The organism is Lentzea sp. DG1S-22, assembly GCF_036321065.1.
Classification (GTDB): domain Bacteria; phylum Actinomycetota; class Actinomycetes; order Mycobacteriales; family Pseudonocardiaceae; genus Lentzea; species Lentzea jiangxiensis.
The window spans coordinates 7,267,674-7,287,976 of record NZ_CP143276.1 but is presented as its reverse complement, the minus strand read 5'-3'; the positions used below and the strand labels follow the sequence as shown (position 1 = coordinate 7,287,976).

The 20,303-nt window shown below is 70.5% G+C and carries 14 protein-coding genes; 8 read left to right on the top strand and 6 right to left on the bottom strand.

All coding sequences use genetic code 11. The features are described 5' to 3' along the window. The 3 genes from V1227_RS34560 to V1227_RS34550 are packed head-to-tail and all read right to left on the bottom strand — an operon-like array spanning position 1 to position 2,550. The gene (locus V1227_RS34560; RefSeq protein WP_329789409.1) at positions 1-957 is read right to left on the bottom strand and encodes a class I SAM-dependent methyltransferase; all 957 of its coding nucleotides are present in this window, start codon (positions 955-957) and stop codon (positions 1-3) included. After that, positions 947-1,726, bottom strand: a complete 780-nt coding sequence (locus V1227_RS34555; RefSeq protein WP_329789408.1) for an enoyl-CoA hydratase/isomerase family protein — start codon at positions 1,724-1,726, stop codon at positions 947-949. Before V1227_RS34555 ends, V1227_RS34560 begins: the two co-directional genes overlap by 11 nt. 56 nt (positions 1,727-1,782) lie before the next feature. Further along, positions 1,783-2,550 carry an ABC transporter ATP-binding protein gene (locus tag V1227_RS34550; protein ID WP_329794179.1) on the bottom strand — a complete coding sequence of 256 codons (768 nt, stop codon included), beginning with the start codon at positions 2,548-2,550 and terminating at the stop codon, positions 1,783-1,785. 164 nt (positions 2,551-2,714) lie between these two features. On the opposite strand from V1227_RS34550, the gene glgX reads away from it, so the two are divergent. The 4 genes from glgX (at position 2,715) to V1227_RS34530 (ending at position 7,220) form a co-directional block, all read left to right on the top strand. Beyond that, the gene (gene glgX, locus V1227_RS34545) at positions 2,715-4,829 is read left to right on the top strand and encodes a glycogen debranching protein GlgX (RefSeq protein WP_329789407.1); all 2,115 of its coding nucleotides are present in this window, start codon (positions 2,715-2,717) and stop codon (positions 4,827-4,829) included. Between the two features lie 245 nt (positions 4,830-5,074). After that, positions 5,075-5,674 carry a cysteine dioxygenase gene (locus V1227_RS34540; protein ID WP_329789406.1) on the top strand — a complete coding sequence of 200 codons (600 nt, stop codon included), beginning with the start codon at positions 5,075-5,077 and terminating at the stop codon, positions 5,672-5,674. Beyond that, positions 5,671-6,060: a rhodanese-like domain-containing protein gene (locus tag V1227_RS34535; RefSeq protein ID WP_329789405.1), complete on the top strand. Its 390-nt coding sequence runs from the start codon at positions 5,671-5,673 to the stop codon at positions 6,058-6,060. Before V1227_RS34540 ends, V1227_RS34535 begins: the two co-directional genes overlap by 4 nt. A gap of 38 nt (positions 6,061-6,098) precedes the next feature. Continuing rightward, a complete protein-coding gene (locus tag V1227_RS34530; protein WP_329789404.1) occupies positions 6,099-7,220 on the top strand; it encodes a hypothetical protein in 1,122 nt (373 codons plus the stop codon). A gap of 173 nt (positions 7,221-7,393) precedes the next feature. On the opposite strand, the gene V1227_RS34525 is transcribed toward V1227_RS34530, so the two are convergent. The 3 genes from V1227_RS34525 to V1227_RS34515 form a co-directional block, all read right to left on the bottom strand. After that, complete coding sequence (locus V1227_RS34525) at positions 7,394-7,936, bottom strand: hypothetical protein (protein ID WP_329789403.1); 543 nt, start codon at positions 7,934-7,936, stop codon at positions 7,394-7,396. Positions 7,937-8,242: 306 nt separating this feature from the next. After that, positions 8,243-10,831: an alpha-glucan family phosphorylase gene (gene glgP / locus V1227_RS34520; RefSeq protein WP_329789402.1), complete on the bottom strand. Its 2,589-nt coding sequence runs from the start codon at positions 10,829-10,831 to the stop codon at positions 8,243-8,245. 231 nt (positions 10,832-11,062) lie between these two features. Beyond that, a complete protein-coding gene (locus tag V1227_RS34515) occupies positions 11,063-12,646 on the bottom strand; it encodes a serine/threonine-protein kinase (RefSeq protein WP_329789401.1) in 1,584 nt (527 codons plus the stop codon). A 241-nt stretch (positions 12,647-12,887) separates the two neighbouring features. On the opposite strand from V1227_RS34515, the gene V1227_RS34510 reads away from it, so the two are divergent. The 4 genes from V1227_RS34510 to glgB are packed head-to-tail and all read left to right on the top strand — an operon-like array spanning position 12,888 to position 20,216. Beyond that, positions 12,888-14,864 (top strand): alpha-1,4-glucan--maltose-1-phosphate maltosyltransferase, encoded by a 1,977-nt coding sequence (locus V1227_RS34510; RefSeq protein ID WP_329789400.1) that lies wholly within the window; start codon positions 12,888-12,890, stop codon positions 14,862-14,864. Positions 14,865-14,912: 48 nt separating this feature from the next. Beyond that, positions 14,913-16,721: a maltose alpha-D-glucosyltransferase gene (gene treS, locus V1227_RS34505; protein WP_329789399.1), complete on the top strand. Its 1,809-nt coding sequence runs from the start codon at positions 14,913-14,915 to the stop codon at positions 16,719-16,721. 7 nt (positions 16,722-16,728) lie between these two features. Continuing rightward, a complete protein-coding gene (locus V1227_RS34500) occupies positions 16,729-18,039 on the top strand; it encodes a maltokinase N-terminal cap-like domain-containing protein (protein WP_329789398.1) in 1,311 nt (436 codons plus the stop codon). A gap of 2 nt (positions 18,040-18,041) precedes the next feature. Then, positions 18,042-20,216 (top strand): 1,4-alpha-glucan branching protein GlgB, encoded by a 2,175-nt coding sequence (gene glgB / locus V1227_RS34495; RefSeq protein ID WP_329789397.1) that lies wholly within the window; start codon positions 18,042-18,044, stop codon positions 20,214-20,216. The last annotated feature ends 87 nt before the right edge of the window (positions 20,217-20,303 follow it).

Below are 20,303 nucleotides of genomic sequence, written 5' to 3'. Positions count from 1 at the left end.
TCAGGAAGACTTCTCGCCGGTGATCGACACGTTGTAGAACACCTCGCGCGGCAGCACCTTCGAGAGCACGTTCTGGTCGACCCACGAGAGGTTCTGCCAGGTGCGGTAGGCGAACATCGCCCACCCGAAGCCCAGCTTCCCGCGCGGCACGGCGGCCTCGAACGTCCGCACCGGCCAGCCGAACAGGGCCGCGGACAGCTCGTCGGTCACCGCGCGCACACCCACGGCACCGGCGCGGCGAGCCGTCGCCTCCAGCTGGTCCGGGTCGAACGTGTGCAGGTCGACCACGGCCTCCAGCGCGGCGGCGCGGGAGGACTCGTCGAGCTCCTCCTGCGGCCGGCGCCAGTCGTTCAGCACCGGCAGGGCCTTGGTGATGTTGGTGGTCAGCCACCACGTCGCCTGGCCGAGCTTGCGGGCGTAGAAGTTGCCGATGTTCGTCGGGTCGCCCGCGAACACGAACTTCCCGCCGGGCTTGAGGACGCGCAGCACCTCGCGCATCGCCGCCTCGACGTCCGGGATGTGGTGCAGCACCGCGTGGCCGACGACGAGGTCGAACGTGTTGTCGTCGTACGGGATCCGCTCGGCGTCGGCGACCCGGCCGTCCACGTCGAGACCGAGGTGCTCGGCGTTGCGCAGCGCGACCTCGACCATGCCGGGCGACAGGTCGGTGACCGATCCCTTCTCGATCACCCCGCCCTGCATGAGGTTCAGCAGGAAGAAGCCGGTGCCGCAGCCCAGTTCCAGCGCGTGCCCGTACGGGCCGACGTCGCCCGCGGCGGCGCGGAAGCGGTCCGTCGCGTAGGTGATGCAGCGTTCGTCGTACGAGATCGACCACTTCTCGTCGTACGTGCCCGCTTCCCAGTCGTGGTAGAGCACCTGCGCGAGCTTGGTGTCGGAGTAGGCCGCCTCGACCTCTTCCGCGGTCGCGTGGGGGTTGGGTGCCGGGTCAGTTGCCACTGAACTTCGCCTTTCCGGGACCGTTCTCGATGAACGACTCGACGCCCGCCTTCTTGTCCTCCGTCGCGAACAAGGCCGCGAAGAGGTGGCTTTCGAGCTTGAGACCCGACTCGAGGTCGGTGTCGAGGCCGCCGTCGACGGCCGCCTTGGTGGCCGCCAGGGCGAGCACCGGCCCGCCGACGAACTGCTTGGCCCACCGCACGGCCGCGGCGTACACGTCGTCCGGGGCCACGACCTCGTCGACCATGCCGATCTCGAGCGCCTCCTGGGCGCCGACGAACCGGCCGGTGTAGAGCAGGTCCTTGGTCTTCGACGGACCGATCAGCCGGGCGAGGCGCTGCGTGCCGCCACCGCCGGGGATCAGGCCGAGCAGGATCTCGGGCTGGCCGACCTTCGCGTTGTCGCCCGCGATGCGGCGGTCGCAGCCGAGCGCCACCTCGAAGCCGCCGCCGAGCGCGTAGCCGGTGATCGCGGCGACCGTCGGCTTGGGCACCGAGGCCAGGGCGCCGAGCGCGTCCGACAGGCCCTTGGCGCGCAGCGTCATCTCGGCGTGGGAGATCTGCGCGAACTCCTTGACGTCGGCGCCGGCCGCGAAGACCTTCTCGCCGCCGTAGACGATGACCGCGTAGACGTCCGAACGCTCGGAGGCCTCCTTCGCGGCGGCCTGGAGCTCGGTCTGCACCTGCCGGTTCAGGGCGTTCATCGGCGGCCGTTCCAGGCGGATCGTGCCGATCCCGTCCTCGACCTCGAGCCTAACGAACTCAGCCACGCGGCCCTCCACAGTTTCGTCGTGACAGCGGTGTCACGTTACCCGGCGGTAGCTTCTCAGATCTTCCTGCGGGCGAAGAAGCGGTCTCCCGACTTCTGCAGCTCCAGGTCCTGGCCGAAGGTCTTCGAGAGGTTCTCCTCGGTGAGGGTGTCCTCCAGCAGGCCCTGCGCCACGATCGAGCCCTCGCGCAGCAGCAGGGCGTGCGTGAAGCCCGGCGGGATCTCCTCGACGTGGTGGGTGACCAGCACCATCGCCGGCGCGTCCGGGTCCAGCGCGAGCTCGGACAGCTTCGCGACCAGGTCCTCGCGGCCGCCCAGGTCGAGGCCCGCCGCCGGCTCGTCGAGCAGCAGCATCTCGGGGTCGGTCATCAGCGCGCGGGCGATCAGCGTGCGCTTGCGCTCGCCCTCGCTCAGGGTGCCGTAGAGGCGGTCGGCCAGGTGGCCCATGCCGAGGGTGCCGAGCAGCTCGCGGGCGCGGCCGGTGTCCTGCTCGCCGTACTCCTCGCGCCACCGGCCGAGCACCGCGTAGCCCGCGGAGACGACCAGGTCGACGACCGCCTCGTCGGGCGGGATGCGGCCACCGAGCGCCGCGGAGCACAGGCCGATCCGGGGCTTGAGCTCCTGGACGTCGGTCTTGCCCAGGCGTTCACCCAGGAGGTGGACCTTGCCCTTGGTCGGGTGCAGGTCGGCGCTGGCGAGCCGTAGCAGGGTCGTCTTGCCGGCTCCGTTCGGGCCCAGCACCACCCAGCGCTCGTCCAGCTCCACGCTCCAGTCGATGTTGCCGACCAGCGTGTTCTTCCCGCGGCGGACCGATACGCCCGCCATGTGCACGACCAGATCTGTCACGTCGACGTCCGCCACGCCCCCATTGTTCCGAACGGCACCCGACCGCCCACTCGGCGGGGTGCACCTCACGCCGGGTGAGGGCGCTGCGCCGCCTGTGTGAACTCTTGAGTTGGTTGTCGGTGCCGGATGCCAAGATCGGGGGCATGGCTACTCGACCCGAGTCCGAGGTGCTGGCAGGGCGTCCGTTCCCGCTGGGAGCGCACGCCGAGGCCGGCGGTGTCCGGTTCGCGGTGACGTCGCACGTCGCCGACGCGGTCGAGGTCTGCCTCGTCGACGACGACGGCACCGAGAAGCGCGTCGAGCTGACCGAACGGACGTTCGGCGTCTGGCACGGCCTCGTGCCGGGCGTCACACCGGGCCAGCGGTACGGGTTCCGGGTCCACGGGCCGTACGACGCGGGCCGCGGCCTGCGCTGCAACCCGGCCAAGCTGCTCGTCGACCCCTACGCCCGGCAGATCGTGGGCGGGATCACGAACCTGGAGGCCGCGCTCGGCTACGTGGGCGACCCGATGCACGGGCCGCCGTCCTCCGTCGACTCGCTCGGCTCCGTGCCGCTCTCGGTCGTGAGCTCACCGGGCGGCGCGGACACGGGCGTGAAGCCCGAGGTGCCGTTCGAAGAGGCCGTGATCTACGAGATGCACGTCAGGGGTTTCACGAAGAACCACCCCGAGATCCCGGAGAAGCTGCGCGGCACCTACCTCGGCCTCGCGCACCCCGCCGCGATCGAGCACCTCGCCCGGCTCGGCGTGACGACGGTCGAACTGCTGCCGGTGCAGGCGTTCCAGGACGAGCCGTCGCTGATCAGCAGGGGTGCGCGCAACTACTGGGGCTACTCGCCGCTGGGCTACTGCGCGCCGCACGCGGCGTACGCGAGCGAGCCCGGCAACGAGATCCAGGAGTTCCGCACGATGGTCGCGGCGCTGCACGCGGCGAACATCGAGGTGCTGATCGACGTCGTCTACAACCACACCTGCGAGGGCGGGCCGGACGGGCCGACGATCTGCTTCCGCGGCTACGACGCGCCGGGCTACTACCTGCACGCGGGCGGCGGCAGCACGGTCGACATCACCGGCTGCGGCAACACGCTCGACGCCGGGTCGCCGCAGGTCGTGCGCCTGGTGACGGACTCGCTGCGGTACTGGTCGCAGGAGATGGGCGTCGACGGGTTCCGCTTCGACCTCGCCTCCACGATGGGCCGTCCCGGCGGCGGGTTCTTCGACCGCGACAGCGCCCTGCTGACGGCCATCACGACGGACCCGGTGCTGTGCCGGTCCAAGCTGATCGCCGAACCGTGGGACGCGACGGGCGACGGCTACCGGGTCGGCGACTTCGGCGTGCAGTGGGCGGAGTGGAACGGCCGCTACCGCGACACGGTGAGGGACTTCTGGCGCGGCCACACGTCCGTGCGCGACCTCGCGTACCGGCTCTCCGGGTCGAGCGACCTGTACGCGGACGACCTGCGCCGGCCGTGGCAGTCGATCAACTTCATCACCGCGCACGACGGTTTCACCTTGCGCGACCTGGTGTCGTACAACGACAAGCACAACGAGGAGAACGGCGAGCAGAACCGCGACGGCACGAACGACAACCGCTCGTGGAACTGCGGCGCCGAGGGGGAGACGACCGACGCCGGGGTCCTCGCGCTGCGGGCCAAGCAGGCGCGCAACCTCCTGGCGACGCTGCTGCTGTCGACCGGCACGCCGATGATGACGGCGGGCGACGAGATGTGGCGCACCCAGGGCGGCAACAACAACGCGTACTGCCTGGACAACGACGTCTCGTGGGTCGACTGGACGGCCACGGACGCGAGCGAGGCGATGCTGGGCTTCACCCAGCGCCTGATCGACCTGCGCGCGTCCTCCCCCGCGCTGCGGCAGCCGGAGTTCTTCGAGGGCCGCACGACGCCGAGCGGCAACCCCGACCTGGTGTGGTTCCGGCCGGACGGCCAGGAGATGGCCGAGACGGACTGGTTCGACGAGGGCCGCCGCACGCTCGGCATGTTCATCGACGGGTCGAACTGCCTCTCGCGCACGCGTGACGGTGAGCTCGTGTCGGACGACTCGTGGCTGATGCTGATGCACGCCGGCGCGGAGGCCATCACGGTCACCCTGCCGCACGAGCGGTACGGGCCGTCGTACGAGCCGTACCTCGACACGACGACGGCCGACGGCTCGCCCGCCACGCCCGGTTCGTTCGCACCCCGTGAGAAGGTCACGGTGGCGGCGCGGTCGCTGTTGCTGCTGCGCATACCGCGCTGAAGCCCTGAGGCCACTTGGCTCTGGGTCCGAGGTTCTTCCGGCAGGTGGACGCTCTGGCCACGCTCCGAAACGGTCTGGCACGATCGCGGTCGTGGTCGTCTACTGCTGGACGGACCGCACGATCGACCTCGTCCTCGTGGCCTCGTGCGGGTGTAGCTCGACGCGGCGCACGCGCTGAAAACCAGCGCCCCGCGTCGCGTCTTGATCGCTACCCCCGTACCGACGCGACCTCCAGGAGCGAGTGCGTGACTTCGACGTTCGCCGGACCCACCACCGATCAAGATCGATTCGACGTGCACCCGGCGCTGGACAGCCGGCTGCTGCGGGACGTCGTCCACCCGTCCCGGGACCTCTGGACGCCGCGCGAGCTGCGCGACCTGACGTCGTTCGTGGCGAGCGAGCTGACCACCGGCCTGCTGGGGATCCTCGAGTACTCGGCCGAACGCCGCTGGTGGGCGCGCCTCGGGCTGACCGAGGGGGTCGAGCTGTGGCTGCTGTCGTGGCTGCCGGGGCAGGGCACCGAGCCGCACGACCACGGCGGCTCGGCCGGTTCCTTCACCGTGCTCGAGGGCAGGCTCCGGGAGGACTACCGCTACCCCGCCGGGCCGATCCGGTCCGCGGTGCGCGAGACCGGTGACGCACTGGGCTTCGGCTCCGGGCGGGCGCACCAGGTGCTGAACCCGTTCGACGCGCCGGCCGCCACCGTGCACGCCTACTCGCCGCCGCTGGTGCCGACCCGCGAGTACCCGTCGCTGCTCGACATCCCCGACTCGATCCCGCCGCTGCCCGCGCGGCGCCTCCCGCTGGCCGAGCTGCGCCGGCTGGCCGACCTGGAGGGCCCGTGAGCACCCTGGACACCATCCTCGACGAAGCGCGGTCGCACCTGAGGCGCCTCGAACCGCACGAGCTGCTCGCCCTCGAGGACGCCCTGGTCGTCGACATCCGGCCGCACCACAACAGGCTCGCCGAGGGCGAGATCGAGAACTCCGTCGTGGTCGAGCGGATCGTGCTGGAGTGGCGGCTCGACCCCGCCGGCGACTGGCGGCTGCGCGGCTTCACCGCGGACACGACCGTCGTGGTGGTGTGCAACGAGGGCTGGGCCTCGTCGCTCGCGGCACGGGACCTGCAACGGGTCGGCCTCCCGAACGCCACGGACCTCGTCGGCGGGTTCCGCGGCTGGCGCGCGGCCGGTCTCCCGATCCGCGAGGGCGGCTCGCAGCCGGTGGTCTGAGCGGGGAACCGCCGTCGCGCCGGTAGCGTCTGGAGATCGTGACAGTGGTGCGCTGGGCCGCGACGGCCCTGGTGGTGGCCGGGACGATCGCCTGGACCCTCTCCGACTTCCTCCTCGGGCTGACCGGTGCTCTCGCCGGCCTGCTGCTGGGGCTCGCGGCGGCGCAGGGAGGCCTGGCGCTCGGCGCCGTCCTCTTCGGGCTCCGCATCACGAACGTGATCATCGGCGTCGGCTCCGAGGTCAAGGCGTGGACCAGCCCGAACCGGCGGGTGGTGCTGCGCGGCATCCCGGTGCTCGCCACGATCGGGCTCTCCGGGCGGAAACCGGGCGTGCGCAGGCGGACCGTCCTGACCGGGGTCTTCGCCGCCGTGCTCTGCGCAGCGGTCGCGGCGGCCACCTGGCTCACCGTCGGCACCGCGTTCGGCAAGGGCCTGGCGCTCGCCACGACGGCGTGCTTCCTCGTGCAGCTCGTCCCGGTCGAGAAGCCCGCGTACGTGAGCATCGGCTGGTTCGCGTTCTCGCTGCCGAGGCTCACCGGCAGGCGCGTGGCCGAGCTGGAGGCGCGGCCGCGGGTCATGGCCGGCATGGACGCCTACCACCGCGGCGACCTCGACGAGGCCGAGCGGATCTACGAGGACCTGGCGCGCGAGCACCCCGACCTGCTGACCGTGGTCGGCTTGGAGGTCGCGACCAGGTGCGCGCGGGAGAAGTACCTCGAAGCGCTGCAGACCGTGATCGCGCTGAACGGGCGGGAGGACCTCGGCGAGCGCGAACTGGCGTTCGTCCTCGCCACCACGGCCGGGGTCGCGGTCTACGCGGTCGAGGCAGGCCAGTTCCCCGCCGAGGTGGGCCTGGAGACCGCCCGCAGCATGCTCGGCAACGCCTACCGGGCCGGGTACCCGAAGTCCCGCTCGAACGGCACGCTGGCGATCATGGCGTTGCTGGAGGGCGACACCGCGACGGCGAGGCAGCTCGCGGGGTACGCCGCCGAGGCGAGCGAGAGCGGAACGGACCGCGCCGACGACCTGGTCACGATCGCGCGGGCGTGGATGGCGGACGGCGACAACGCGAGAGCTCGTGAGCTCGTGGCCGAGGCCCACGAGCTCGCGGCCTGGAGTCCGCGGGTGGCGGCGACCCGCGCCCGGCTGCAGATCAGCTAGTGGTGTGGCGCAGAACGTTGCCGGTGGAATCCGCGGTCGGACGGGTGCATCGCCGAGCGTGGATCAGACCGCCGACGTTCTGCGACGCGCCACGGGGACCCGCGACCGCGGCGCACGCGGAGAAGGGCCCGTCACCGAGACCGTGACGGGCCCTTCTCCACCCCGAGAACAGGTCAGCCCTTCTCCGCCGGCACCGGCGCGCCGGGCGACGCGGGCAGGCCACCGGGAGGCACCGGCAGGCCGCACTTGCCCAGCAGTTCCTTGGCGGCCTTGAGCACCGCGTTCATCAGCTCGGTGACCTTGGCGGCGTCCGGCGGCGTCGCTCCCGCGCCGAGGATCGTGCCGCCGAGCGCCGCGACCGCCGCGATCAGGTCGAGCACGGCCGGCAGGCACTGGTCGGCGGGGGCGGTCTGCTCGGCCGTCCTGGCGGGCGCCGGTGCACCCGGAGCGCTCACCGGCGGTGTCGGCAGACATCCGGCGTTCTGCATCGCCGTGACGAGGCCGAGCAGGTCGCCGATCAACGGTGTCACCGCGGCCACGTCGGGCGTGGGCGCCAGACTGCTGACGGCCTTCTTGAGCTTGTCGGCGAAGTCGTGGACGAGAGCGGCGCAGGCGGCGGGGACCTCCGGCGCGGCAGGCGACGAGCTGGCAGCCGGGACAGCCGAAGCGGTGACCAGGGCTGCGACGAGCGAGAGCGCGGTAATCGTCTTCCTCACGGCTACCTTCTTCCTCGATGCGCAATTCAGCGGAGCCGCACCGACAATGCTTTGCCGAATTCTGGCGCGGTTCATTCCATGCATCAGAGCGTAAGCCGGGATTCGGGCCTCTACCAGCGGAGATCGCGGGTTCACCCGCCCGAAAGGCGCTCATTCGTTTGAGCGAAGGGCGGAGCGGGGTACACATCTCGCCATTGTCACCAGCGGTGAACGGAAAACGAGGAAGAGAACGTATCAGGGCATCCAGCCCGCCGTGTGGAGGCGAACTGGATGCCCTGGGTCGCTGGTACTTCGCGCGGCGGAGGGTCAGCCGGCCAGCACGACCCTGCCGAGCTCGGCGGGAGTCGCCAGCAGGTCGTGCCTCGGCAGCACGCGCACGGTGTAGCCGAGTGCGCCCGCGTGCGGGAGCGGCACCTCGGCCTCGTAGTTGCCGTTGCCCGCGTAGTTCATCGGCGAGGACACGATGTCCTTGAGCTCGTCGGAGTCGTGCGACACCTTGCCGAGCACGACCTGGACGTCCACTTCGGACGGTTCCAGCCCCGCCAGCTCGACCCGCGCCCGCACGATGACCGGCGACCCGAGCACCGGCACCGACGACCCGCCGAGCACGAGGTCGCTGTCGAGCACCCGGACCCGCGTCCACGACGCGCGCAGCCGATGCCGGTACGACGACAGCTCCTTGGCACCGCGGTAGCCCTCGCCGACGACGGCCTGCGCGGACGCCGCGGCCGGCGCGTAGTACGTCTCGACGTACTCGCGGACCATGCGGGAGGCCTGCACGACCGGGCCGAGCGAGGCCAGCGTGTGCCGGACCATCGACATCCAGCGCGTGGGCACGCCGTCCTCGCCGCGGTCGTAGAACAGCGGCGCGACCTGCGAGCCGAGCAGGTCGTACAGCGCGTTGGCCTCCAGGTCGTCCCGGCGGACCGGGTCGTTCACGCCGTCCGCGGTCGGGATGGCCCAGCCGTTCGAGCCGTCGTACAGCTCGTCCCACCAGCCGTCGCGGATGGACAGGTTGAGACCGCCGTTGAGGGCCGCCTTCATGCCGGACGTGCCGCACGCTTCGAGGGGGCGCATCGGGTTGTTCAGCCACACGTCGCAGCCCCAGTACAGGTACCGGGCCATGGACATGTCGTAGTCGGGCAGGAACACGATCCGGTGCCGCACGCCCGCGTCGTCGGCGTAGCGCACGATCTGCTGGATCAGCGCCTTGCCGCCGTCGTCGGCCGGGTGCGACTTGCCCGCGACCACGAGCTGCACCGGCCGTTCGGGGTGCAGCAGCAACGAGCGCAGACGCTCCGGATCGCGCAGCATCAGCGTGAGGCGCTTGTACGTCGGCACGCGCCGTGCGAAGCCCACGGTCAGCACGTCCGGGTCGAAGACCGAGTCGGTCCAGCCCAGCTCGAGCGCCGACGCGCCGCGCTGCAGCCACGACTCGCGCACCCGGCGGCGCACCTCGTCGACCAGGCGGCCGCGCAGCGTCGACCGCAGCTCCCACAACCCGGCGTCGGTGACCGGCTCGAACGCGCCGATGCCGAGGCCGTTGCCCGTGTGGCTGTCGGCCTCGGACGCTCCGAGCAGCTTGCTCATCTCGGTCGCGGCCCAGGTCGGCCCGTGCACGCCGTTGGTGACCGAGCCGATCGGCACCTCGGTGGCGTCGAAGCCCGGCCAGAGACCGCGGAACATGTCCCGGCTGACCTCGCCGTGCAGCTTGGAGACACCGTTGGCGCGCTGGGCGAGCCGCAGGCCCATGTGGGCCATGTTGAACATGCCGGGGTTGTCCTCGGCGCCGAGTGCGAGGATCCGCTGCGTGTTCACGCCGGGGACCAGGGTCTCCGCGCCGAAGTAGTGCTGGACCAGGTCGACCGGGAAGCGGTCGATGCCGGCGGGCACCGGCGTGTGCGTCGTGAAGACCGCGCCGGCGCGCGAGGCCGTGAGCGCCTGGTCGAAGTCGAGGCCGTCGTTGGTGATGCACTCGCGGATCCGCTCCAGGCCGAGGAAGCCCGCGTGGCCCTCGTTGGTGTGGAACACCTCAGGCTGCGGGTGGCCGGTGAGCTCGCAGAACGTGCGGACCGCCCGCACGCCGCCGATGCCCGCGAGGATCTCCTGGCGGATCCGGTGGTTCTGGTCGCCGCCGTAGAGCCTGTCCGTGACGCCGCGCAGGTCCTCGTCGTTCTGCTCCACGTCCGAGTCGAGCAGCAGCAGCGGGATGCGCCCGACCTGGGCCTTCCAGATCTTCGCGCGCAGCATCCGGTCGCCCGGCATGGCCACGTGCACCAGCAGCGGCAGCCCGGACGGCTCGGTCAGCAGCTCGAGCGGCAGCCCGCGCGGGTCGAGCACCGGGTAGTGCTCGATCTGCCACCCGTCGAGCGACAGCGACTGGCGGAAGTACCCGGAGCGGTAGAGGAGGCCGACCGCGATCAGCGGAACGCCGAGGTCGGAGGCTGCCTTGAGGTGGTCGCCGGCGAGGATGCCGAGGCCGCCCGAGTAGTTCGGGAGCGCCTCGTGCACGCCGAACTCCATCGAGAAGTAGGCGACGCTCGTGGGCAACGGCGTGTCGGGGGCCCCGTGCTCGCGGCGCTGGGCGATCTCGTCCTGGCGCCGCTGGTACCAGCGCGGACCGTCGACGTAGCGCTCCAGGTCACTCGCGAGCGCGCGCAGCTTGAGCAGGAACTGCTCGTCTCTCGCAAGTGACTCCAGACGCCCGGCGTCGACGACGGAGAGCAGGCGCAACGGGTCGCCACCGACCTCGGACCAGACGCGGGGGTCGATCGAGGAGAAGAGGTCCTGCGTGGCCGGGTGCCACGTCCAGCGCAGGTTGGTGGCGAGCGTGCTCAAAGCAGACAGGGGCTCCGGCAGGCTGGCTCGGACGGTGAACCGGCGAAGTGCTCGCATGACGAGGCAACTTACCTGCCACCCTCCGGGGGCTGACAACGTTCCCGATCAGACCTGCAACGACTTGCAGAACCGGTCAAGACGCGGACCGGCCCTGAGCAGGTCGGACGCGGAGCGCGTTCCCCCGTTCGGCCGACGGGCGGGCGGTGTCCATTTCGCACTGATCGCCCGTTCTCCGGCCGGTCCCGCCGGGCCGGGAACGTCCGTTCCCCCTCCCGGCGCTCGCGGCCGTCAGCCCTTCTGCTCGCCGACGATCCGCGGCTTCTCGCCCTTGCCCGAGATCTCCAGCACGTGCTCCACGACCTTGGCCTTGTCCGTCTCCGCCTCGGTCAGCTCCAGCGCCGTCGTCACCTGGAACAGGCCGTCCTCGTCCGGCGGCGAGGCGACCGGACCGGCCTTGACCACGACCTTCGAGTACCTGCCCCAGAAGTCCTTCTCGGAGGACGCGCTCGGCGCCTGGTCCGGGTCCCAGTCGGCCCGCGCGCCCTCCACGTTGCCGGGGAGCTTGGCGTAGTGCGCCTTCGCGAACTGGGCGATCTGGGCCGGGCTGAACTTGCCGGCCGGCGGCTTCGAGGACGGCGTCTGGCTCTGGTAGGTCTGCGACGGCGTCTGCTTCTGGGTCGTCGTCGGCTTCTGCTCGGCCGGCTTCTCGGTGGTGGGCTCCGGGGTCTGCGACGTGGTCTGCTGCGACGTGGTGGGGTCGCTCGCGGTCTTGTCGCCCTTGTCGCCCGACATGATCGCGTAGGTGACGCCGGCGATCAGGAGCACGCCGAGGACGGCGGCGGCGATCGCCAGGCCGCGGTTGTTCCTCCTCGGCTCCGGTTCGGGCTCGCGGTCGTACGGCTCGTCGTAGGTCGCCGGGAGCGGTGCCGGGGGCCTGGTGCGCGGCGGCTGCCGGGGCGGCATCGGCCGCTGGGTCTGCGTGCCGTGGCCCGCGGCCCCCATGACGGCGGTGCCGGACGGCGGCGTCATCGGGCGCGGCGGGATCACGCGGGTCACCGGGACGGGGGCGCCGGACGCGATCGCCTTGAGCTCCTCCGCCGCCTGGGCCGCGGTCGGGCGCTGCGACGGCTCGTTCGCGAGCAGGCGGGTGAGCAGGCCGGTGAGCGGTCCCGAGCGCAGCGGTGGCCGGGTCTCGCCGCGGGCCACCTTGTAGAGCAGGCCGAGGTCGTTGGTGCTCTTGCCGAACGGCGGCTCGCCCTCGGTCATCGCGTAGATCGTCGCGCCCAGCGAGAAGACGTCCGAGGCGGGCGCGGGCTCGGCACCGCGCGCGAGCTCCGGCGCCAGGTACGCGGGGGTGCCCGCGAGCATGCCGGTCTTGGTGACGGCCACGTCGCCCAGGGCGCGCGAGATGCCGAAGTCGGTGATCTTCACCGTGCCGTCGCGTCCAATGAGGACGTTGCCGGGCTTGATGTCGCGGTGCACGATGCCGGCGCCGTGGGCGGCGGCGAGCGCCGAGGCGGCCAGCGACCCGATGCGCGCGGCCTCCTGCGGCGGCATGGTGCCGCGCTCCGACAGGATCGCCGACAGGTTGCGGGACGGCAAGTACTCCATGACCAGGCAGGGTTTGCCGTCCTCGACCACGACGTCGTAGACGGCGATCGCGTTCGGGTGCTGCAGGCGCGCCGCGATCCGGCCCTCCCGCATCGCGCGCTGGACCGCCTCGTGGAACTCGTTCGACTCAACGTCGTTGAGAAGCAGCTGCTTGACCGCCACGTCACGGTGCAGGAACTCGTCGCGCGCCCGCCAGACGACGCCCATCGCACCGGCGCCGAGCTGGTCCAGCAGGACGTACCGATCGCCAAGCTTGTTCACGCGCGCACGGTACCCGTAGCGCGCTCTTAACACGGTGAGTTGTACGGGAAGAGTCCACTGGAGGGGACGGCAAGCGGACAGGACGTGGACGGGAGACCCTGGACACGATCAGCCGTTCAGGTGTGCGATCGACCGCGCCTGGGTACGGATCTACTTGGGGCAACCCGCTGGTGAGCGGCTTGATGGAGCAAGGCAGGATTACCCAGCGACACGGAGCGACACGGCGGAAGGGCGCTGCCGGATGAGCGGACGACTCGGTATCGACGACGTATCCCCTGTGGTCTCGGCTGGACGTTACCCAGCCAAAGCCGTTGTGGGAGAACACGTTCCGGTTGCAGCCACGGTGTGGCGCGAGGGACACGACAAACTCGCGGCGACAGTCACGTGGAGAGGACCGAACGACCGGGTTGCCCGCCAGACGCGGATGCACGAGGTCGGGATCGGCCTCGACAGGTGGGCCGCGACCGTCGTTCCCGACGCGGAAGGCGCCTGGACGTTCCGGATCGATGCGTGGAGTGACCCCTGGGCCACCTGGAACCACGCCGTTGAGGTGAAGATCGCGGCCGGGCAGGGGCCCGGCGAACTCGCAAACGATCTTGAAATCGGCGCTCAGCTACTCGATCGGGTGGCAAGGCGACCCGATAGGCGGCAAGAGCGAGCTTTGCTCATGTCCGCGGCGGAGGCGTTGCGCGACCAGGACCGGCCGCTCGGCGAGCGGGTCGCGCCGGCGCTGGCCGCCGACGTGCAGCAGGTGATGTTCGAGCACCCCGTGCGCGAGCTGGTCACCAAGGGCAAGACGCACAAGATCTGGTGCGACCGCAAGAAGGCGGCCTACGGCTCCTGGTACGAGTTCTTCCCGCGCAGCACCGGCGGGATCGACGAGACCGGGCAGGCGGTGCACGGCACGTTCGCGACGGCGACCAAGGAGCTCGACCGGGTCGCGGCGATGGGCTTCGACGTCGTCTACTTCCCGCCGATCCACCCGATCGGGCGAGTCAACCGCAAGGGCCCCAACAACACGCTCGTCGCGGGCCCCGACGACACGGGCTCACCGTGGGCGATCGGCGCGGACGAGGGCGGGCACGACGCGATCCACCCGCAGCTCGGCACGATCGAGGACTTCGACGCGCTCGTGCACCGGGCGAAGGAGCTCGGCCTCGAGGTCGCGCTCGACTTCGCGCTGCAGTGCGCGCCGGACCACCCGTGGGTGCTCAAGCACCCGGAGTGGTTCACGCAGCTGCCCGACGGCACGATCGCGTACGCGGAGAACCCGCCCAAGAAGTACCAGGACATCTACCCGATCAACTTCGACCTCGACCCGCAGGGCCTCTACCACGAGGTGCTGCGCGTGGTCCTCTACTGGGCCGAGCACGGGGTGCGGATCTTCCGGGTCGACAACCCGCACACCAAGCCGCCGGACTTCTGGATGTGGCTCATCTGGAAGGTCAAGGAGGTCTACCCGGACACGCTGTTCCTGGCGGAGGCCTTCACCCGGCCCGCCCGCCTGTACGGCCTGGCCAAGCTCGGCTTCACCCAGTCCTACACGTACTTCACGTGGCGGACGGGCAAGCAGGAGCTCATCGAGTTCGGCGAGGACATCCGCGACCACTGGGACGAGGCGCGGCCGAACCTCTTCGTGAACACCCCGGACATCCTGCACGAGTCGCTGCAGCACGGCGGCCCGGCGATGTTCGGCCTCCGCGCGGCCCTGGCGGCCACGCTCTCCCCCACGTGGGGCGTCTACAGCGGCTACGAGCTCTTCGAGCACGAGGCCGTGAAACCCGGTAGCGAGGAGTACCTCAACTCCGAGAAGTACCAGCTGCGGCCCCGCGATTACGCCCGTGCACTGGCGGACGGGCGGAGCCTCGAACCGTGGCTGCGCAAGCTCAACCACATCCGCAGGGCACACCCCGCGCTCCAGCAGATGCGCACGCTGAAGTTCCAGCACATCGAGAACGACGCGTTGGTCGCCTACTCCAAGCGTGACCCGGAGACGGGCGACACGGTGGTGGTCGTCGTCAGCCTCGACCCGAACAACGCGCAGGAGGGGACGCTGTACCTCGACCTGCCCGAGCTCGGGTTCGACTGGCACGAGCGGGTGATCGCCCACGACGAGGTCACCGGCGAGACGTGGGACTGGGGACAGGCCAACTACGTCCGCCTCGAGCCGTGGCGAGCCACGGCGCACGTCGTCAGCCTGCAACGACGTTTCTCATAGGGCTTCAGCCCGCTCAACCCGCACAACCCCCGACGAGGTGGGAACCCCATGGCCGACGACTCCCGTCCCGACGCTGCGCTCGGGCTGGAAGGAACACCGCACACCGGAGAAGCCATCGACGACGACGGCTTCCTGGTCGAACCTCAGGCTGAGGACTTCAAGTCGGCAAAACCGGCATCGGCGAACCCGAGCTGGTTCAAGGGCGCCGTCTTCTACGAGGTGCTGGTCCGCGCCTTCAGCGACTCCAACGGCGACGGCACGGGCGACCTCAGGGGTCTCGCCTCGCGCCTCGACTACCTGGAGTGGCTCGGCGTCGACTGCCTCTGGCTGCCGCCGTTCTACGCGTCGCCGCTGCGCGACGGCGGCTACGACATCAGCGACTTCCGCGCGGTGCTGCCCGAGTTCGGCACCGTCGAGGACTTCGTGTACCTGCTGGAGGAGGCGCACCGGCGCGGGATCCGCGTGATCACCGACCTGGTGCTCAACCACACCTCCGACGCGCACCCGTGGTTCCAGGAGTCGCGGCAGAACCCGGACGGCCCGTACGGCGACTACTACGTGTGGAGCGACGACGACTCGCGCTACAGCGACGCGCGGATCATCTTCGTCGACACCGAGACGTCGAACTGGACCTACGACCCGGTGCGCGGGCAGTTCTTCTGGCACCGCTTCTTCAGCCACCAGCCGGACCTCAACTACGAGAACCCGGAGGTGCAGGAGGCGATGCTCGACGTCCTGCGCTTCTGGCTCGACCTCGGCATCGACGGGTTCCGCCTCGACGCCGTGCCGTACCTCTTCGAGGAAGAGGGCACGAACTGCGAGAACCTGCCGCGCACGCACGAGTTCCTGAAGAAGTGCCGCAAGGTCGTCGACGACGAGTTCCCCGGCCGCGTGCTGCTCGCCGAGGCGAACCAGTGGCCGTCGGACGTGGTCGAGTACTTCGGTGACCCGGCGGTCGGCGGCGACGAGTGCCACATGGCGTTCCACTTCCCGCTGATGCCGCGCATCTTCATGGCGGTGCGGCGCGAGTCGCGGTTCCCGATCTCGGAGATCCTGGCGCAGACGCCCGCGATCCCCGAGAACGCCCAGTGGGGCATCTTCCTGCGCAACCACGACGAGCTCACGCTCGAGATGGTCAGCGACGAGGAACGCGACTACATGTACGCGGAGTACGCCAAGGACCCGCGGATGAAGGCGAACATCGGCATCCGCCGGCGGCTCGCCCCGCTGCTCGAGAACGACCGCAACCAGCACGAGCTCTTCACCGCGATGCTGCTGTCCCTGCCGGGGTCGCCCGTCCTCTACTACGGCGACGAGATCGGCATGGGCGACAACATCTGGCTGCAGGACCGCGACGCCGTCCGCACGCCGATGCAGTGGACCCCGGACCGCAACGCGGGCTTCTCCTCGTGCGACCCCGGCCGGATCTACCTGCCGGTGATCATGGACCCGGTCTACGGCTACCAGGGCCTGAACGTCGAGGCGCAGCTCAACAGCTCGACGTCGCTGCTGAACTGGACCAGGCACATGATCGAGGTCCGCAAGCAGCACCACGCGTTCGCCGAGGGCGACTTCACCGAGCTCGGCGGCTCGAACCCGAGCGTGCTCGCCTTCAAGCGGCAGTGGAAGCGCCCCGACGGCCGCGAGGACATCGTCCTCTGCGTGAACAACCTGTCGCGCTTCCCGCAGCCCGTCGAGCTGGACCTCTCCGAGCACCGCGACCACACGCCGGTGGAGCTCACCGGAGGTGTCAAGTTCCCCGCGATCGGGGAACTCCCCTACCTGCTGACCCTCCCGGGTCACGGTTTCTACTGGTTCCAGCTGGTAGAGGCGGGCGACGACAGCGAGATGAGGTGAATCGCGAGTGACCGATCCCCACGAACTGGTCGACAAGCTGGTCGCCTCACTGCCCGATCTGCTCCCGGCCGCACGGTGGTTCGGCGGCAAGGACAGGCCGATCACGGCTGTGCGTCCACTGAGGACGACGGTGGTGGACGGCGACCTGGTGCACGTGGTGCTCGAGGTCGAGCAGCCGGGGCGCACGGAGAGGTACCAGGGTGCGCTCAGCCTGAGCACCGGCGCATGGGACGTCTTGCTCGACCCCGAGCACAACGGGGTCCTGCTCGACCGGATCGCGTCCGGTGAGAGCACGCAGGACATCGTCTTCGCGCACGAGCCCGGCACGGAGCTGCGCTCCGGCCTGCGCGGGCGGCCGATCGGCGTGGAGCAGTCCAACACGTCGCTGATCTACGGCCAGCAGTACATCCTGAAGATCTTCCGCAAGCTCGCGAGCGGGGAGAACCGGGACCTGACGATGCACCGCGCCCTGCGGTCCGTCGGCTGCGAGCACATCGCGCTGCCGCTCGGCTCGATCTCGACCGAGCTGGACGGCGAGCAGGTCACGCTCGCGATGCTGCAGGAGTTCCTGCCGGACGCGGTCGAGGGCTGGGACATGGCCAAGACCTCGGTGCGCGACCTGATGGCCGAGGCCGACCTGCACGCGTTCGAGGTCGGCGGCGACTTCGCCGGCGAGGCCCAGCGCCTGGGCCACGCCGTGGCGAAGGTGCACGCCGACCTGGCCGAGGCGCTCGGCACGAGGATCGCCGACGACGACGCGATCGACAAGGCCATCGCGGGCATGCAGCGGCGTCTCGGCGTCGTGCTGGAGTCCGTGCCGGAGCTCGGCAGGTACGAGGAGCCGCTGCGGGCCGCGTTCGAACAGGCCCGCGAGCACATCGGCGCCATCCCGATCCAGCACATCCACGGCGACCTGCACCTCGGTCAGGTGCTGCGGACCGTGCACGGGTGGCTGCTGATCGACTTCGAGGGCGAGCCCGCGGCGGGCGTCGCCGAGCGCAACGCGCTGCGGTCGCCGTTGCGCGACGTGGCGGGGATGCTGAGGTCGTTCGACTACGCGGCCCGGCAGCTGCTCGTCGGCCAGCCCGACGACGACCAGCTCGCCTACCGCGCGATGGAGTGGACGAAGCGCAACCGGGCGGCGTTCTGCGACGGCTACGCCGAGGTGGCGGGCGACCCGCGGGACCACGCGCACCTGCTGCGCGCGTTCGAGCTGGACAAGGCGGTCTACGAGGTCGCCTACGAGCACGCCAACAGGCCGGAGTGGTTGACGGTTCCGCTGTCGTCGATCGCCCGGATGACCAGCGGAGGAGACTAAGCGTGAAGGCCGACCTGGACCGGCTCCTGTCAGGTGCACACCACGACCCGCACTCGGTGCTGGGTGTGCACACCGTCGGCGACCAGGTGATCGCACGTGCGCTGCGGCCAGGCGCCACGTCGGTCGCCGTGTCGTGGGGTGACAAGCAGGTCGAGCTGCCACGCATCGCCGACGCGCTGTTCGAGGGCGAGCTGCCCGAGGCACCCGGTGACTACCGGTTGCTGGTGACCTACGGCGCCCACACGGTCGAGGTCGACGACCCGTACCGGTGGCTGCCGACGGTCGGGGAGCTCGACCTGCACCTGATCGGCGAGGGCCGGCACGAACGGCTGTGGGACGTGCTCGGTGCCCACGTGCGCTCCTACGAGACGGCTTCCGGTGACGTCACCGGTGTCTCGTTCGCGGTGTGGGCGCCGAACGCGCGCGGCGTGCGCGTGACGGGTGACTTCGACGGCTGGGACGGTCGTGCGAACCCGTTGCGCTCCATGGGTTCCAGCGGTGTGTGGGAGGTCTTCCTGCCCAACGTGCCGGTGGGCTCGCGGTACAAGTTCCGCATCCTCGGCCAGGACGGCGTGTGGCACGAGAAGGCCGACCCGATGGCGTTCGCCACGGAGAAGCCGCCGCAGACCGCCTCGGTCGTCACGCGCTCCGAGTACGAGTGGGGCGACGCGGAGTGGGAGGCCAAGCGCGCGGCCACGCAGTGGGCCAACGCGCCGATGTCGATCTACGAGGTGCACCTCGGCTCGTGGAAGCCGGGGCTGAGCTACCGCGAGCTCGCGACGGAGCTCGCGGACTACTGCGAGGACATGGGCTTCACCCACGTCGAGATGCTGCCCGTGGCCGAGCACCCGTTCGGCGGTTCGTGGGGCTACCAGGTCACGTCGTACTACGCCCCGACCTCGCGGTTCGGGTCTCCGGACGACTTCCGGTACTTCGTCGACACGCTGCACCAGCGCGGCATCGGCGTGCTGGTCGACTGGGTGCCGGCGCACTTCCCCAAGGACGCGTGGGCGCTCGCGAAGTTCGACGGCACCCCCCTGTACGAGCACGCCGACCCGCGCCGCGGTGAGCAGCTCGACTGGGGCACGTACGTCTTCGACTTCGGGCGCAACGAGGTGCGCAACTTCCTCGTCGCCAACGCGCTGTTCTGGATCGAGGAGTTCCACCTCGACGGTCTGCGCGTGGACGCCGTCGCGTCGATGCTCTACCTCGACTACTCGCGGCCCGAGGGGCAGTGGCTGCCCAACGAGTTCGGTGGCCGGGAGAACCTCGAGGCGGTGCGGTTCCTGCAGGAGCTGAACGCGACGGTCTACAAGCGGCACCCCGGCATCGTGATGATCGCCGAGGAGTCGACGGCGTGGCCGGGTGTCACGCGGCCGACGCACCTGGGCGGTCTCGGGTTCGGCTTCAAGTGGAACATGGGCTGGATGCACGACACGCTGCACTACCTGTCGCGGTCGCCGGTCCACCGGTCGTTCCACCACAACGAGATGACGTTCTCGCTGGTCTACGCGTGGAGCGAGAACTTCGTGCTGCCGCTCTCGCACGACGAGGTGGTGCACGGCAAGGGCTCGCTGTGGACGCGGATGCCGGGCGACGACTGGAACAAGGCCGCGGGTGTGCGGTCGCTGCTCGCGTTCATGTGGGCGCACCCCGGCAAGCAGCTGCTGTTCATGGGCGGCGAGTTCGGGCAGCGGCAGGAGTGGTCGGAGTCGCGGTCGCTCGACTGGCACCTGGTCGAGCAGGAGCCGCTGCACCAGGGCATCCAGAAGCTGATGCGCGACCTGAACTCGGTCTACAAGACGGCGGCGGCGTTGTTCTCGCACGACGTCACTCCCGAGGGCTTCCAGTGGATCGACGCGAACGACTCGGGCGGCAACGTGCTGTCGTTCGTCCGGATCGGTGAGGACGACTCGCAGCTCGTGTGCGTGGCCAACTTCTCCGGGATGCCGCACCACGACTACCGCGTCGGCCTGCCTGCCGGTGGGCGGTGGAAGGAGCTCGTCAACACCGACGCCTCGCACTACGGCGGTTCCGGTGTCGGCAACTTCGGCGGTGTCGAGGCGGAGGCGAAGCCGTGGCACGGGCGGCCGTACTCGGCGGTGCTGCAGCTGCCGCCGTCCGGTGTGCTGTGGCTGGTTCCCGAGGTGCCCGGGGTTCTGGGCGAGGCCGACTGAGGAGTCCGGCAGCGCTCCGTTCCAGTCGGGGCGCGCCGGGGACGGCCGCGGTGGTGCCGGCGCAGGGCCGCACCACCGCGTCGTCGA